Source organism: Candidatus Tisiphia endosymbiont of Neophilaenus lineatus, assembly GCF_964264975.1.
Taxonomy (GTDB): Bacteria; Pseudomonadota; Alphaproteobacteria; order Rickettsiales; family Rickettsiaceae; genus Tisiphia.
In genome coordinates this window covers 919708-933879 of sequence record NZ_OZ183649.1, presented here as the reverse complement: position 1 = coordinate 933879, position 14172 = coordinate 919708, and the positions used below count along the sequence as shown (strand labels likewise).

The 14172-nt window shown below is 35.4% G+C and carries 5 protein-coding genes, 2 rRNA genes and 2 pseudogenes; 2 read left to right on the top strand and 7 right to left on the bottom strand.

All coding sequences use genetic code 11. The features are described from left to right. Window positions 1–28: 28 nt before the first annotated feature. A pseudogene (locus ACFE3K_RS05490) lies at window positions 29–352 on the top strand (transposase); the annotation flags it as partial. Between the two features lie 417 nt (window positions 353–769). Here the strand turns inward: ACFE3K_RS05490 and dcm are convergent. From dcm to odhB, 6 genes and pseudogenes are all read right to left on the bottom strand, one after another. After that, window positions 770–1588: pseudogene (gene dcm / locus ACFE3K_RS05485) on the bottom strand (DNA (cytosine-5-)-methyltransferase); the annotation flags it as partial. 12 nt (window positions 1589–1600) lie between these two features. After that, window positions 1601–1708, bottom strand: a complete 108-nt coding sequence (locus ACFE3K_RS05480; RefSeq protein ID WP_375358573.1) for a DNA cytosine methyltransferase — start codon at window positions 1706–1708, stop codon at window positions 1601–1603. A 1291-nt stretch (window positions 1709–2999) separates the two neighbouring features. Next, window positions 3000–3114 (bottom strand): 5S ribosomal RNA (gene rrf, locus ACFE3K_RS05475). Between the two features lie 154 nt (window positions 3115–3268). Beyond that, a 23S ribosomal RNA gene (locus ACFE3K_RS05470) occupies window positions 3269–6049 on the bottom strand. A gap of 199 nt (window positions 6050–6248) precedes the next feature. Further along, window positions 6249–10685 carry a pentapeptide repeat-containing protein gene (locus ACFE3K_RS05465; protein ID WP_375358572.1) on the bottom strand — a complete coding sequence of 1479 codons (4437 nt, stop codon included), beginning with the start codon at window positions 10683–10685 and terminating at the stop codon, window positions 6249–6251. Between the two features lie 21 nt (window positions 10686–10706). Next, window positions 10707–11894 carry a 2-oxoglutarate dehydrogenase complex dihydrolipoyllysine-residue succinyltransferase gene (gene odhB / locus ACFE3K_RS05460; RefSeq protein WP_375359491.1) on the bottom strand — a complete coding sequence of 396 codons (1188 nt, stop codon included), beginning with the start codon at window positions 11892–11894 and terminating at the stop codon, window positions 10707–10709. Between the two features lie 82 nt (window positions 11895–11976). Between odhB and ACFE3K_RS05455 the strand changes: the two genes are divergently transcribed. Next, window positions 11977–12708 carry a hypothetical protein gene (locus tag ACFE3K_RS05455; protein ID WP_375358571.1) on the top strand — a complete coding sequence of 244 codons (732 nt, stop codon included), beginning with the start codon at window positions 11977–11979 and terminating at the stop codon, window positions 12706–12708. 399 nt (window positions 12709–13107) lie between these two features. Here ACFE3K_RS05455 and ACFE3K_RS05450 read toward each other — a convergent pair whose 3' ends face one another. Then, a complete protein-coding gene (locus ACFE3K_RS05450; RefSeq protein ID WP_375358570.1) occupies window positions 13108–14097 on the bottom strand; it encodes a ribonucleotide-diphosphate reductase subunit beta in 990 nt (329 codons plus the stop codon). Window positions 14098–14172 lie beyond the last annotated feature (75 nt).

Sequence of the window (14172 nt, the reverse complement as noted above, 5' to 3'; positions counted from 1 at the left end):
TCAAGCGGGAAATCTTACTCAAGATGTTCAGAATACGACTGTGATAGCCGATAAAGGATACGATAGTAGTGCATTTGTAGAAAGTTTAGAAAATAAGGGGTGTGAGATTGTTATACCACCAAAATCTAACCGTAAAGTACAACGTGAATATGATAAACATACTTATAAGGAACGATATTTAATTGAGTGCTTATTTGGTAAAATCAAACATTTTAGGCGTATATTTTCTAGATTTGATAAGGCTCCAGCCACTTTCTTAGCTTTTCTAAATTTTGTTGGAACTTTAATATGGTTACGTTATAATTTTTGTCAACAGAACCTAGTATTTCTCGAGATTTTTTATAAGACATAGACCATTCCACTATATCTTTTACAATAGGTTTAAATATTAATATTGCTTTCTCTTTTTCACTTTTTGGAAAAAAATCATATTTTGTAGCTCCTCTTTTGGCTTTTTCAACAAGTAGATTTTGCAACCACGTTAAGCAATCCAAATTAAATTTTTCGCAGAACTTTTCAGGTGTGGTTCTTGTTAGTTGATTTAAACCAGTCTTAAAAGCCTTTATATTGGCATCAATATTTCTCCCACAAGAAAATTCCATTTTTACATCTACTTTTTCATTATGTACTCCACTACAAATCGCAGTTATGAAGTTTCCTTGTATTTTAAAGTTTTCTTGAATTTTTTGTATGATTTTTTGATGATCTCCTATGCTATTTTTAAACAGAACCTCAACATTTTTTCCTATATAAGCATTTCTATTCATAATTATGATATTCCAATTGAATCATAAATATTACTGATCATCTTTGGTATAACAGCATTGCCAAGCTGTTGATAACCTTTTACCCCTTCTATAACATGGTGATTTTTTGGAAATCCCATTAAGTTTTTACATTCATTAACTGATAATCGTCTAATTCTATTATTAATTAAATATAAGCCAGTTCTTGCACCTACTCCTCCACCAAAAGCGGAAAGAGTTATTGCATGTCCCAAGGGACTATAGATTCTTTCTCCTTGACCGCCTTTATTAACATAACCAATTCTTAGAGGTCTTAAATTTCTTTCAATTTCTTTATTGCCATCTATTACTATGTCATCTCTTTTAATATATAAAATATCATCAACTTTTTCTTCTAAAATATCATCCAAAGAAACTTTTGCAAAAGTTTCTTTTGGCGGTAAATATTTAAATTTTAGATCATTATCGTAATCTTTACGTAAACAAACAAAATAAACCCTTTCTCTTGATTGAGGTATACCAAAAAAAGAAGAATTTAGAATATGCCTATAAACTTTATAACCAATTTCATCCAATTTTATATCTATTGTTTTAATTACCGATCCATTATCAATATTAATTATATTTTTGACGTTCTCAAGCAATAAAACATATGGTTTATGATATTGGGCGATTCTAATTATTTCATAAAATAATCTTCCGTTACTGCCTTTTAATCCCAATTGCTTACCAGAAATACTAAAGGGTTGACAAGGAAAACCTGCACATAGATATATCGTGTTTTGGTATTTTTTTTCTGAGATTTCATTTAAATCGCCATAAGGTCTTTCTCCGAAATTTTTTACATAAGTTTCTTAAATATCCTTATCTATATCTGAAGAAAAAACACACTCCATTCCTTTTCCTTCTAAAGCAATCCTAAATCCACCAATACCGCAAAACAAGTCTATAAATTTATACACATTATTCCTGTTTAAATAAGTTATGATATAGTTAATTCCGTTAGATTTGATCAGGGCAATTTAAGAATTGTACCAATAGTTGGTATAAATATAATCTTAACTACTATCGATGCCATTCCTGCAAAAGTGGAAATGACATCGCTTTTAGCTAAGAGTTCCTTGGGTTAGGTACATAGAATGTTGGCAAAGTCATATAAATGCTATATAAAGCAAATTTTTAAGTAATTCTTTAGTTAAATTGCCAACAAAAAAAGTAAAATTATATAATATATTCTCAAAATATGACGATAATTTTACTTTATTACTACTTTGCCAACACCCTTTAATATCATTTGAGTATATATACTCTAGAATAGAAAATCAAGAATTGCATCGTCATTATCCAAGATTCTTGCGGTACTCAGCTGTATTTTTTACTCAAAAATTCTTCAGTTCACGGGTAGTCCTATTATTGCAATATACTTTTTGGACTAAAAATGACCCCAAAAATATACATATATAAACTGTTAATGAATATGCACATTTAAATAATACTTCTTTTAAAAACATCGACAAAACTCTACTTGTAGAGAATATATTTACAAAAAATCCTGACATCACAATGCCATCTACAACCACACCCATCATTAAACCAGCAAAATTTCTTGTATTCAAAGAACATGTTGACTTGAGTTGTACAAATATACTTGTACTACAATATATTGATAACAATATAGATACAAAAGATACAAGTATAATTCCATTAATAACACGACCATGAATATAATAATTGAAGTCCCTTAACAAACAAAAGCTTACTATTATACTCAACGTTATAGCAATCCAAGGTTTTTTCCTACCATATAGTTCAGATATGATATTTGCAGTTATAGCTAAAAACACAAATACTAAAGAACACTGAGATATTTTATTAAAAAGATTTAATGAATAAGTGAATATACCAAGTAGTATTACTAGTAGTATGTAAAACTTAGTGTTAATATTGTTCATATTACCTCCTTCTTTTTGTTCTAATTTTATCAAATAATATGGATTATTGTTAGTAGATAATTTAGTTGATTTTTTAAAACTTACTTTTTAAAAGACTTGCTTGCAAGGGTAGTTAAATGATCTGGAGAATTGGAACACAAAACAAATGTCTAATGACAATTTGTATACTCTTACGCTTTTAAGAATTGTTTTTTAAAAACATCAGGAACTCACGTATTACTTTAGTTTACCCCTCATTTTCAAATGCAATTCGTAGGATCATTTGAGTGTACATGACCTTCACACAAAACTTGCATTGCAAGCTTGGCAGCGACTTACTCTCCCATGCCTCAGGGCATAGTACCATCAGCACTACGAGGTTTCACGTTCGAGTTCGGTATGGGATCGGGTGTTTCACTCGTGCTATAACCACCAAGCTAGCAATACAAATTTTTTTATATATAGACTTCTTTAGACATTTATTCATAGAACCATAATTTCAAAAGAGGTCTAAAATTTGAGTTGTTGATAAAACTGAAAACCTTTTTATGTTTCTTGCAGAATTAATACTGTACACAAGTACAACCTCAGCAAAGTAAAACAATCGAGCTATTAGTACTAGTTAGCTACACACGTTACCGTGCTTCCACACCTAGCCTATCAACGTGGTGGTCTTCCACGGCTCTGATCGGGAAGTCTAGTTTTGAGGTGGGTTTCCCGCTTAGATGCATTCAGCGGTTATCCCTTCCGTACTTAGCTACCCAGCTATGCCGCTGGCGCGACAACTGGTCCACCAGAGGTACGTCCACCTCGGTCCTCTCGTACTAAAGGCAGATCCTCTCAAACTTCCTACACCCACGGCAGATAGGGACCAAACTGTCTCACGACGTTCTAAACCCAGCTCACGTACCACTTTAATCGGCGAACAGCCGAACCCTTGGGACCTTCTCCAGCCCCAGGATGTGATGAGCCGACATCGAGGTGCCAAACGATTTCGTCGCTATGGACGCTTGGAAATCATCAGCCTGTTATCCCCGGAGTACCTTTTATTCGTTGAGCGATGGCCCTTCCACTCGGGACCACCGGATCACTATGACCGACTTTCGTCTCTGCTCGTCTTGTCAGACTCGCAGTCAGGCTAGCTTATGCCATTGCACTCTAACAGTTGATTTCCGACCAACCTGAGCTAACCATCGCACGCCTCCGTTACTCTTTGGGAGGCGACCGCCCCAGTCAAACTACCCACCATGCATTGTCTCGGATCCTGATTCAAGGATCGCGGTTAGATATCAAGAATCAAAAGGGTGGTATCTCAAGGATGACTCCACAGTGGCTTGTGCCACCGCTTCATAGTCTCCCACCTATCCTGCACATCTAATTCCTAATACCAGTGCAAAGCTATAGTAAAGGTTCACGGGGTCTTTCCGTCTAACCGCGGGAACTCCGCATCTTCACGGAGAATTCAATTTCGCTGAGTCGATACTGGAGACAGCGGGGAAATCGTTACGCCATTCGTGCGGGTCGGAACTTACCCGACAAGGAATTTCGCTACCTTAGGACCGTCATAGTTACGGCCGCCGTTCACTGGGACTTCAATTCAGAGCTTGCACCCCTCCTCTTAATCTTCCAGCACTGGGCAGGCGTCAGACCCTATACTTCGTCTATTGACTTTGCAGAGCCCTGTGTTTTTAATAAACAGTCGCTACCCCCTGGTTTGTGCCACCTATAGATGGTTGCCCATTTATAGGTCATCCTTCTCCCGAAGTTACAGATGCAATTTGCCTAGTTCCTTCAGCATCGTTCTCTCAAGCGCCTAGGTATACTCTACCTGTCCACCTGTGTCGGTTTAGGGTACGGTCTTTAATAAGGGTGTTATTTCCTGGAAGATATTCACTGCATATAACAATCCAATAAGCATATACAATTTACTATCTTCGTCACACCCTTTCGGTTCAGGAATATTAACCTGATTCCCATCGATTACGCCTTTCAGCCTCACCTTAGGGGCCGACTAAGCCTGCGCAGATTAACTTTACGCAGAAACCCTTGGACTTTCGGCGAGAATGTTTCTCACATTCTTTATCGCTACTTATGTCAGCATTCTCACTTCCGATACCTCCAGCAAACTTCACAGTTCACCTTCACAGGCTTACGGAACGCTCCGCTACCATCTGCACTATTAAAGTGCAAATCCGCATCTTCGGTACATGACTTGAGCCCCGTTACATTGTTGGCGCAGGAAAACTTATTTAGACTAGTGAGCTATTACGCTTTCTTTAAATGATGGCTGCTTCTAAGCCAACATCCTAGTTGTTTTGGTTTTCCCACATCCTTTAACACTTAGTCATGATTTAGGGACCTTTAGATGGCGGTCTGGGCTTTTTCCCTCTCGACTATGGACCTTAGCACCCACAGTCTGTCTGCTATGCTGTACTCGTCGACATTCGGAGTTTAGTTGAGTTTGGTAAGTCTGTAGGACCCCCTAGATCATCCAGTGCTCTACCTTCGACGGTAATCGCTATAACGCTCTACCTAAATAGATTTCGCGGAGAACCAGCTATATCCGAGTTTGATTGACCTTTCACCCCTAGCCACAACTCATCCCCTACTTTTTCAACAGTAGTGGGTTCGGTCCTTCAGCGGATATTACTCCACCTTCAACCTGGCCATGGCTAGATCACTCGGTTTCGGGTCTAATTCATCTAACTAAAGTCGCCCTATTCAGACTTGCTTTCGCTACGCCTACACCTAACGGCTTAAGCTTGCTAGATAAACTAAGTCGCTGACCCATTATACAAAAGGTACGCCGTCACAGAACATATAAACGAGCTTTAAAACTCAATGTCTGCTCCGACTGCTTGTAAGCATTCGGTTTCAGGTCTATTTCACTCCCCTTATCGGGGTTCTTTTCACCTTTCCCTCACGGTACTTGTTCACTATCGGTCACTAGAGAGTACTTAGGCTTAGAGGGTGGTCCCCCTATGTTCAAACAGGATTTCACGTGTCCCGCCTTACTCAAGGACTCCAAAACTTTTTACCTATAAGGGGCTATCACCCTCTATGGCCAACCTTTCCATGTTGTTCTAGTTTTTATTCTGAAGCCACTGGCCTGGTCCGCATTCGCTCGTCACTACTAACGGAGTCTCGGTTGATGTCCTTTCCTCCAGCTATTGAGATATTTCAGTTCACTGGGTTTGCTTCGCATAGCTATGTATTCACTATACGATACCTGCTAAGCAGGTGGGTTTCCCCATTCGGAAACCTTCGGATCAAAGCTTATTCGCAGCTCCCCGAAGCTTATCGCAGCGTATTACGTCCTTCATCGCCTTCTAGTGCCAAGGCATCCACCAAATGCTCTTATTTTATTTACTTTGATTCTTTTAAAGCTTGAGATTGTACGATGTGTACAGAACTAATTCTGCTACTTATACAGTATCCACTCACGATCATAAATTTTTATTATCGCAGTGTGTATTTAGTTTTCAGTTTTATCAACTTTTCAAACAGCTACAGGATTTTTGCCCTGTGTGAAGTTTTATACCGATTATTCAGAACAATGTCAAACATTATTTTATCTGATTAACAGATTTGTTTGTCTTTCTTTGTTAGCATTTCTATCATATCTTTCTCTATGTTCATTTGATGATATTGTTTGACTTGCTTTAGGTACTGGTGGAATAACTTCTATTTTTTTTACGGTAGCTTTATTCAAATCTACATTTTTTAGCAAAGGATTTGATTTAACTTCTTCGCTTATATTCCCAACAACTCTGATATTATCTAAATTCATTGTTTTTTCCGGATGTTTTTTATTATATTTTTTAATTTCTGAAAGAAGTGTAGTTAAAGTATCACCATCAATGGTAGCTCCTTCAAAGTCTATATGTTCTTTAAAAGTAACTCTCTTAAAAGAGCATTCTTTCAACTTAGCATTTTTCAGAGAACATTTTCCTAACGTCACTTCATTAAAATTAAACCCTTTAATTTCAAAATTATCTAATTTCATATCTACTTTTTCAAAAGATAATCCTCTCAAATCTTTATTATTTAAGGAATAATAAAGTATCGGTGAATACTCAGATGAATTATTTCGACTATATTTCTCAGCCTGCTCCTGAAAGATAGAAGATAAATCTATTTTCTTGTCTGACTTAGCTATCACAAGAGGATTGAACAAAAAATCTTCCATAATTTGGTTCATTTTTTCACCAATTACTTTTTCACGTGTTGAATTAGACACAAAATGTTTTTGAAAATTATACTTCCAAAGGTTAACAGTAGCTTCTACAGCTAAACTTAGAACTTTTGTATCAGATAACAAATTAATCAATGGACGAACCATTGCACTATATTCTCCCTTCTTATATGAAGCCGTTATTGTTCCTACTTCCTTAGCATGATTCCCTAGTGCTTTAACAATTGCTTCACCTTTTAGTTTTAGTTTTTTACCCATCTCGGTTTCATTTAAAAATTTCTCAACCACAGGGCCAAGGTCTTTAGCATGTTTTATTAAAAGCTCAGGTATTTTTTCTTGTAAAACTTCTTTAACCTTAGGATTATCCTTATTAAACTTAATAAGAGAGTTTACTAATTTACCAACTTTTTCTGCTTGTTTGGATTCAGGTACGTTCATAACCTCTTTAGCTTGCTCAATGATTCGTTCTAACCCCTCTTTGTATGCTAAACAACTTTCAGTAAGTTCTGCTATTATCGGTAAAACATCAACAATAAATGGAATAGTTGCTGCTGTTACATCACGTACAAATTTAGGATTCAGACCAAGATATCTTATATTTTGCTGCACTTCTGTTTTATCCAAAAATTCTAAAATATTCTTTTTATTATCAGCAAAATATTGTGGTAGAGTCAATTTTAAGGCAGGAGCTAGATCCTGAACAACCTTACTAGTATTATCTAAAATAGACAATATCATGGCTTTTTGCGTTCCTATTATTTCTTCTTTTCGAGTTGGAGATAAATTTTTATTAGTCAATAATTCCAAGCCCAAATCTTGATGTTTCATATAGAACTCATAGATCATAACCATTTCAGGAGTATGCTCTAATATCGTGCTACTTGCATTAGTTACTAGTGATACAGTATCCCTAAAAAATTCTTTTGACACAAATCTAGTAAATTTATCGTCTAGAACATTCTCAGCAATTTTGGTAATTTCTTTTTGATTAGCTGAATCACGTAAAAACTCAACTAAATCTTTTTGGACTACTTCTGCTACTTTAGGGCTGGTAAAGATTTCTAAAGCATTTTTAATGATATTACGTCCTGAATTCTCGTTAGAAATTATTAGATTTTTATAAATTTCTTGTAATTTTTTATTTGATTCTCCTTCTAATACGCCACCTCCTAATTTTAGCACCAACGGCACTATCATTCTAATAAAATTTTTATCTACTCCATCAAATATATCAGGATTAACTCTACTAGCTTCTGTAGGTGAAATCATTGGAGCGGGATTTAACACAGCTTCTAAAACTGGCAACAAAACACGCTGAGCGATCTGATCTTTCAATAGATCAGATCGTGCTTCATTCAGAGCAGGAATATATATATCAGCCACTGCACCAGCTCCCTTGATTAGATTAGATACATGCTCTACTTGTTCTTTTTGTAATTTTTTCCTTTCTTCAATTAGCAACTTATCACTTAATAATTTTCCACTCACTTCTTGAAATTTCAGGAAATCAGCATATAGCTCATCATATAATAGCTTCTTTGTATCCAGCGGATTCCTAATAGCTGAAGGTACTATAGTAGCAATATCAAGAAGAAATGTCCCTGGCTCTTTTAATAAACCTACAGCGATGTAAGGTAAATTCTCTAGTGTTAATTCTAATTGCTCCGCTTTTTTTACTTGCTCCAATTGTTTGTGCTCTTCTTGAAGCTTTTGCGGAATAATTTCTTGACCATTCTGAATGAATGTGCCTTGTAAACCAATCAAATTTACGTCCACAATATCAGTATCAATATCGACCGTAGCTTTAGACAAATCAGCCTCAGCTAACTTTGACGCACGTAAATTAACTCCTTCTAACTTAACCTTTTCTGCTTGTACTTTTTCCAATATCGCTTGCTGCAATTTTGATTTTGTAAGATCACCATTCATGAATATTACTTCGGTAAAATCCCCTTCCTGAGCGTCAATACTCCTCATTATACTATTCGAGAAATCAGCCTTTTGTGCATGAACTTTTTTTAGTATACTATAACTTGCATTGATTCCTTTAGCCTTCGCTCCTTCTAAAATCGCCTCTGTTAAGTTAGCAAATTTGACCTCTACTCCTGCTAAAATTGCATTTCTGAAATTCGCCTTTTGTGCTTCCACCATATTTAGATTGGCATTAATAAAATTCACTCCTTCAGCATTAATCCTTCTTAGAATAGCTGCTTCTAAATTCGCTCCATCCAACTTAGTCAAACCACTTAACTCAGCATCCGACAAATCTAATCCTTTTGCTTCTATGTTCTGCAATATAGTATCTTTAAATTTTGCCTTATGTGCTTCAACCTTTTCCATCAAAGCATTAGATAAATTACTCTCTATAACTTGACACTTTGTTAAAACAGCTTTATCTAATATTGCATGCTGCATTTGTATTCTTCGTAAATCTGCTGAAATTAAAGAGATACCTTGCAAATCTGACTGATTAAATGTTGAATCAGTCAATTTTGCGTGATCCCATTTACCTTTTTTTATATTCGCATAATCAAAGTTGGAGTTATTTATCACAACCTCCTGACCATTAGAACGAGCCATAAAAGCATGTGTAAACTGACTATTACCAACGACTGCCTGACTTAAATTACTATTAAAAAAATTCGCGTTATCTGCTTTAGACCCTAAAAAATTAGCTCGATCAAGTTCTGCACTCTCGAAATTCGCTTCACTAATATTAGTACCATTAAATCTACATCCGGATAAAACGGACTCTGCGAACACAGCACCCCCTAAATCTGCTCCAGAGAAATCTAAATTAGATAAATCAACTCTATCATACCATTCATTATTAGTAGAAGTATCAACTCTACTAGAACAATCTGCAATAATTCTTGCTCCTGATCTTATCTGTGATTTCTCGAATTTAGATTTAGCAAAATCATTTAAGCTTAAATTCTCATTACTCTTTCTTGCCTGCAAATATTGCTCTATATCTTTCCGAGCTAAGGGTACATATTGCGTTTCTTGATCCCGCTGTTCTTTAGTTGATCCTCGTACATAAGCTGGATTAAAAGTACAACTGCTACTGCCAAAAATGTTTTGAAAAGTTTCATGCATTGAATTATCTTCTCTAGGAAATATTTTTTGCTCAACCATTAGTTGCAGATCTTCTTGCAGCCTATCATATTCTGAATTCCCGGTTTTATAACCTCCAATACGCCAAGCCTGAGCTTTCAAGCTTAACTTCTTCTCCGCCTCCTCTAATTCTTTTTGTTTACTACTTATAAGATCTTGCTGCTCTTTTTTGCGAACTAAATCACTTTTTATGTCAGCATATTTTCTGCCTAAAGAAGAAGTGGTACTGAATTTTATCCCCTCAATATCACGTTCTTTCCCTATTTGAGAGTATCCTTTATAGCCATCAGAAAACCTACAATTAGCAAGGTCAGCCCCTCTAAAATCTATGTTTTTTAGAATAGTATCTTCGAAATAAGCATTGTCAAAATCAACATCACAAAACACCGCATCAGCTAAATTACATCCTGTAAAAGTAGTATTTTTAAGTATACAACCAGTAAAATCTCCTCCGCTTAGGTCTGTTACATTACCAGATCTACTAAAAGTCCTATCGGATAAATCTGCAACTACTACTACATTATCATCTGAAAAATATTTTTCCTTTAAATATTGGTTAAGGCTTAAACTTTCCTTAGGGTCACTTGCTAAAGTTGCATGCTGAGCTGTAATATAATCCTTTATATCCTTGCTAGTAGGACGAAATTTTTCAATCCTAACAGCGAGATCAGAGAAAACAGGTTTATTTTTCACCATAACTTATACTCCTTCTTTGTATTAAAGATTTAATAACAATTTCTCAGGATTCTCAATCAATTCCTTTATTTTTACAAGAAAAGTAACTGCTTCTTTGCCATCAATAATACGATGATCATAAGATAAAGCAACGTACATCATGGGACGTATTTCTATCTTACCATTAACCACTACTGGTCTTTCTTCAGTCTTGTGAAGACCTAAAATACCTGATTGAGGCGGATTAATAATCGGAGTTGATAATAGTGATCCATAAACACCGCCATTTGAAATGGTAAATGTTCCACCTGATAAATCAGACATAGATAATTTTCCTTCTCTAGCCTTTTTACCCAAACCAGCAATTTCTTTCTCAACCTTAGCAAAACTCAATTTATCAGCCTGCCTAACTATTGGAACTACTAGACCCTGCTCTGTTCCTACTGCAACACCAATATCATAATAATTCTTATACAAAATCTCATCCCCTTCTATCTCGGCGTTTACCGATGGGACTGCTTTAAGAGCTTCAATAGTAGCTTTTACAAAAAATGACATAAATCCTAGCTTCACGCCATGTTTCTTCTCAAACTCTTCACGATACTGCATACGCAAATTAATAACTTTCAACATATCAATTTCATTAAAAGTAGTTAGAATGGCTGCAGTATTTTGTGATTGTTTTAAACGATCCGCTATAGTTTTACGAAGACGTGACATTTTAACACGCTCAACCATCCCCTCATTTGCACGTACAACATTGGCTATAACAGGTAATTCTGTTTCTTTCACAGGCGGGGTATTTATGAACTCTAGTACATCTCCCTTGGTTACTCTGCCTTCTCGACCAGTACCTTTTATGTCAGCTAATTGTAGTTTATTTTCGCTCACTAATCTTTGCACCGAGGGCGGAACATTAACCTTGTTGGTACTTGCAGGTTGCTGTTTTATCTCTTTGTCTAGTGTACTAGGTGAAGCTACACTAGAAGCTTCTCCTTCGGTAATTTGTCCTACGCTCTCACCCACATATACTGTATCGCCCTCATTCTTAAGTATTTTGCTTATTACACCAGAGGAAAGTGCATTTACTTCTAACGTAACTTTCTCTGTCTCAAGTTCTAAAAGTAGTTCATCCACTTTTACCGCATCTCCTTGTTTTTTATGCCACTTAGCAATAGCCGCTTCTGATACAGACTCTCCAAGAGATGGAACTATAATTTCAATACTCATAATTATTTTATTCTCCCAATTATATTCTATTATACTATTATTTATATCTTGCACTAATAACAAAAATTGTTTTAGCACTCAAATGATGTTAAAAACATCTATCTATAAAACATCTATTTTTTGCAGTCATTTTAGTATACTATTATTTTATTTACCACTAATATATATTAAGGATATTATAGGGAATGAAATGAAAGATCGGAAAGAAATTGAGCCATATATGGCATATAAGCCTACTCAGATATATAATTTCTTGAAAGGTTTATCTAGAAAGCAAGGATATAAACTATCAGCAGAGACGTATGAAAATCCGGGGAATCCTGAGAATAAAATCAATTATTATCTTAAAAATGACAATAATTATATCACTGCTCCATCTCATGATGCTCAAAAAGGTAGTACGCTTACAACAACTGCAGCCCCATTAAAGGATACACTTGGAGTATTAAACCAAGATACTAACTGGAAGAAAGCAATAATTCCTATTTGTCAGTCTAACAAATATTTTTTTGGACTTCTGACAAAGAAACACTTCACATATTTAGAACTTAATAAAGATAATGCTGGCAATATAACATCTCATCATCAGGATTCCAAAGGATGGCTTAGCCGTTTCTACCCACTAAAGCCAATTAGAGACTCACTAGGAGAAACATTTGGAAAAGATAGAGTTACCTTTAAATCATCATATCTAGGTCATCAGAAAATAGCTGATAATATAAATTGCGGTCGATTTATCCTGTCTTATATAAAAAACGTTATTACTGGTGATCCTGCTAAAAATAAATCCTCAAACTCAGACAAGTTTATTTAGCGATTTTGACACAACAATTAACAAACCACCTAAGGAGGAAAAGATTTTACCTAAAGCTAAAGTCCCAACACCAAAACCTCCAAACATGGTAGACCACGTATCACGCATTAGTAGAAAACCTAATAATCCAGCAAGAACACATTAAGTCATGCGAATCCGATATAAGAATTAATAATTCTTATATCGATACTTGCTTTGTTATAAGGGAAAATGCACTCTTGAAGCGGCTGACGCGGGTGCATTTTAACTTTTGTCATCATTCAATATGTGATTTTAATAATTAAAATCACATATTGAATAGAGTATTATATTTTAACAATCAGGTGGGCAGCCGCTTCAAACCTGATTGTTTCTATATATAATACTGAATTCGATGTAACTTGTTACATCGAATTCAGGTTAAGTAGTACCACTCCTCCTACCATCCATCTCAGCGAATACATCTTCCCACGATCCAGTAGTTGCAGCTTTGGTATATTCTGTCACCCTTCCTTCAAAGAAATTAGTATGTTCAGCACCGTTTAAGATTTCATCAAGCCAAGGCAACGGATTAGTATCAATTAAATAAATCTCTTTAAGTCCAAGCTGCATTAATCTGCGATCGGCAATATAACGAATATATTGTCTTACCTCTCTAGCTGTCAGACCTTCAATGCCACCAACTTCAAATGCTAGCTCAATAAAGGCATCTTCAAAATGCACAATAGTAGCACACGCTTCATAAAGACGGCTACGAAGCTCTTCAGTCCATACTTCAGGGTTTTCCCTAATAAAAGTTTTAAATAACATAATGATAGAATCAGTATGTAACGTCTCATCCCTTACTGACCAACTAATAATTTGCCCCATACCTTTCATTTTATTAAAACGAGGAAAATTAAGTAAAATAACAAATGAAGCAAATAACTGTAACCCTTCAGTAAATGCACCAAATACTGCTAAAGTAGTAGCAATATCTTCTTTAGTTTCTACACCGAAACGCTTCATATAGTCGTATTTATCTTTCATTTCTCTATATTTGAGAAATGCTGAATATTCAGTTTCTGGCATACCTACGGTATCAAGCAGATGAGAATAAGCAGCAATATGAATTGTTTCCATATTAGAAAACGCTGATAACATCATCAGTACTTCAGTTGGCTTAAATACCCTAGAGTAATGTTTCATATAACAATTATTTACTTCAATATCAGCTTGAGTAAAGAAGCGAAATATTTGGGTTAATAGGTGTTTTTCTCCAGGACTTAAATTATATTTCCAATCTTTTAGATCATCAGCTAGCGGCACTTCCTCTGGTAACCAATGAATTCGTTGTTGAATATGCCACGCTTCATAAGCCCATGGATAAGAAAATGGTTTGTAGATTGGACTGGCATTAAGTAAAGACATATTATATTTCCTTTTTAAGTATACTACTATAAAACATCATTGCGAGGAGACCATAGGTCGACGAAGCAATCTATA

Coding starts and splice junctions, on each gene's coding strand:
- ACFE3K_RS05465 (WP_375358572.1), bottom strand. CDS start 10,685: ATGGTGAAAAATAAACCTGTTTTCTCTGATCTCGCTGTTAGGATTGAA.
- odhB (WP_375359491.1), bottom strand. CDS start 11,894: ATGAGTATTGAAATTATAGTTCCATCTCTTGGAGAGTCTGTATCAGAA.
- ACFE3K_RS05455 (WP_375358571.1), top strand. CDS start 11,977: ATGATGTTAAAAACATCTATCTATAAAACATCTATTTTTTGCAGTCAT.
- ACFE3K_RS05450 (WP_375358570.1), bottom strand. CDS start 14,097: ATGTCTTTACTTAATGCCAGTCCAATCTACAAACCATTTTCTTATCCA.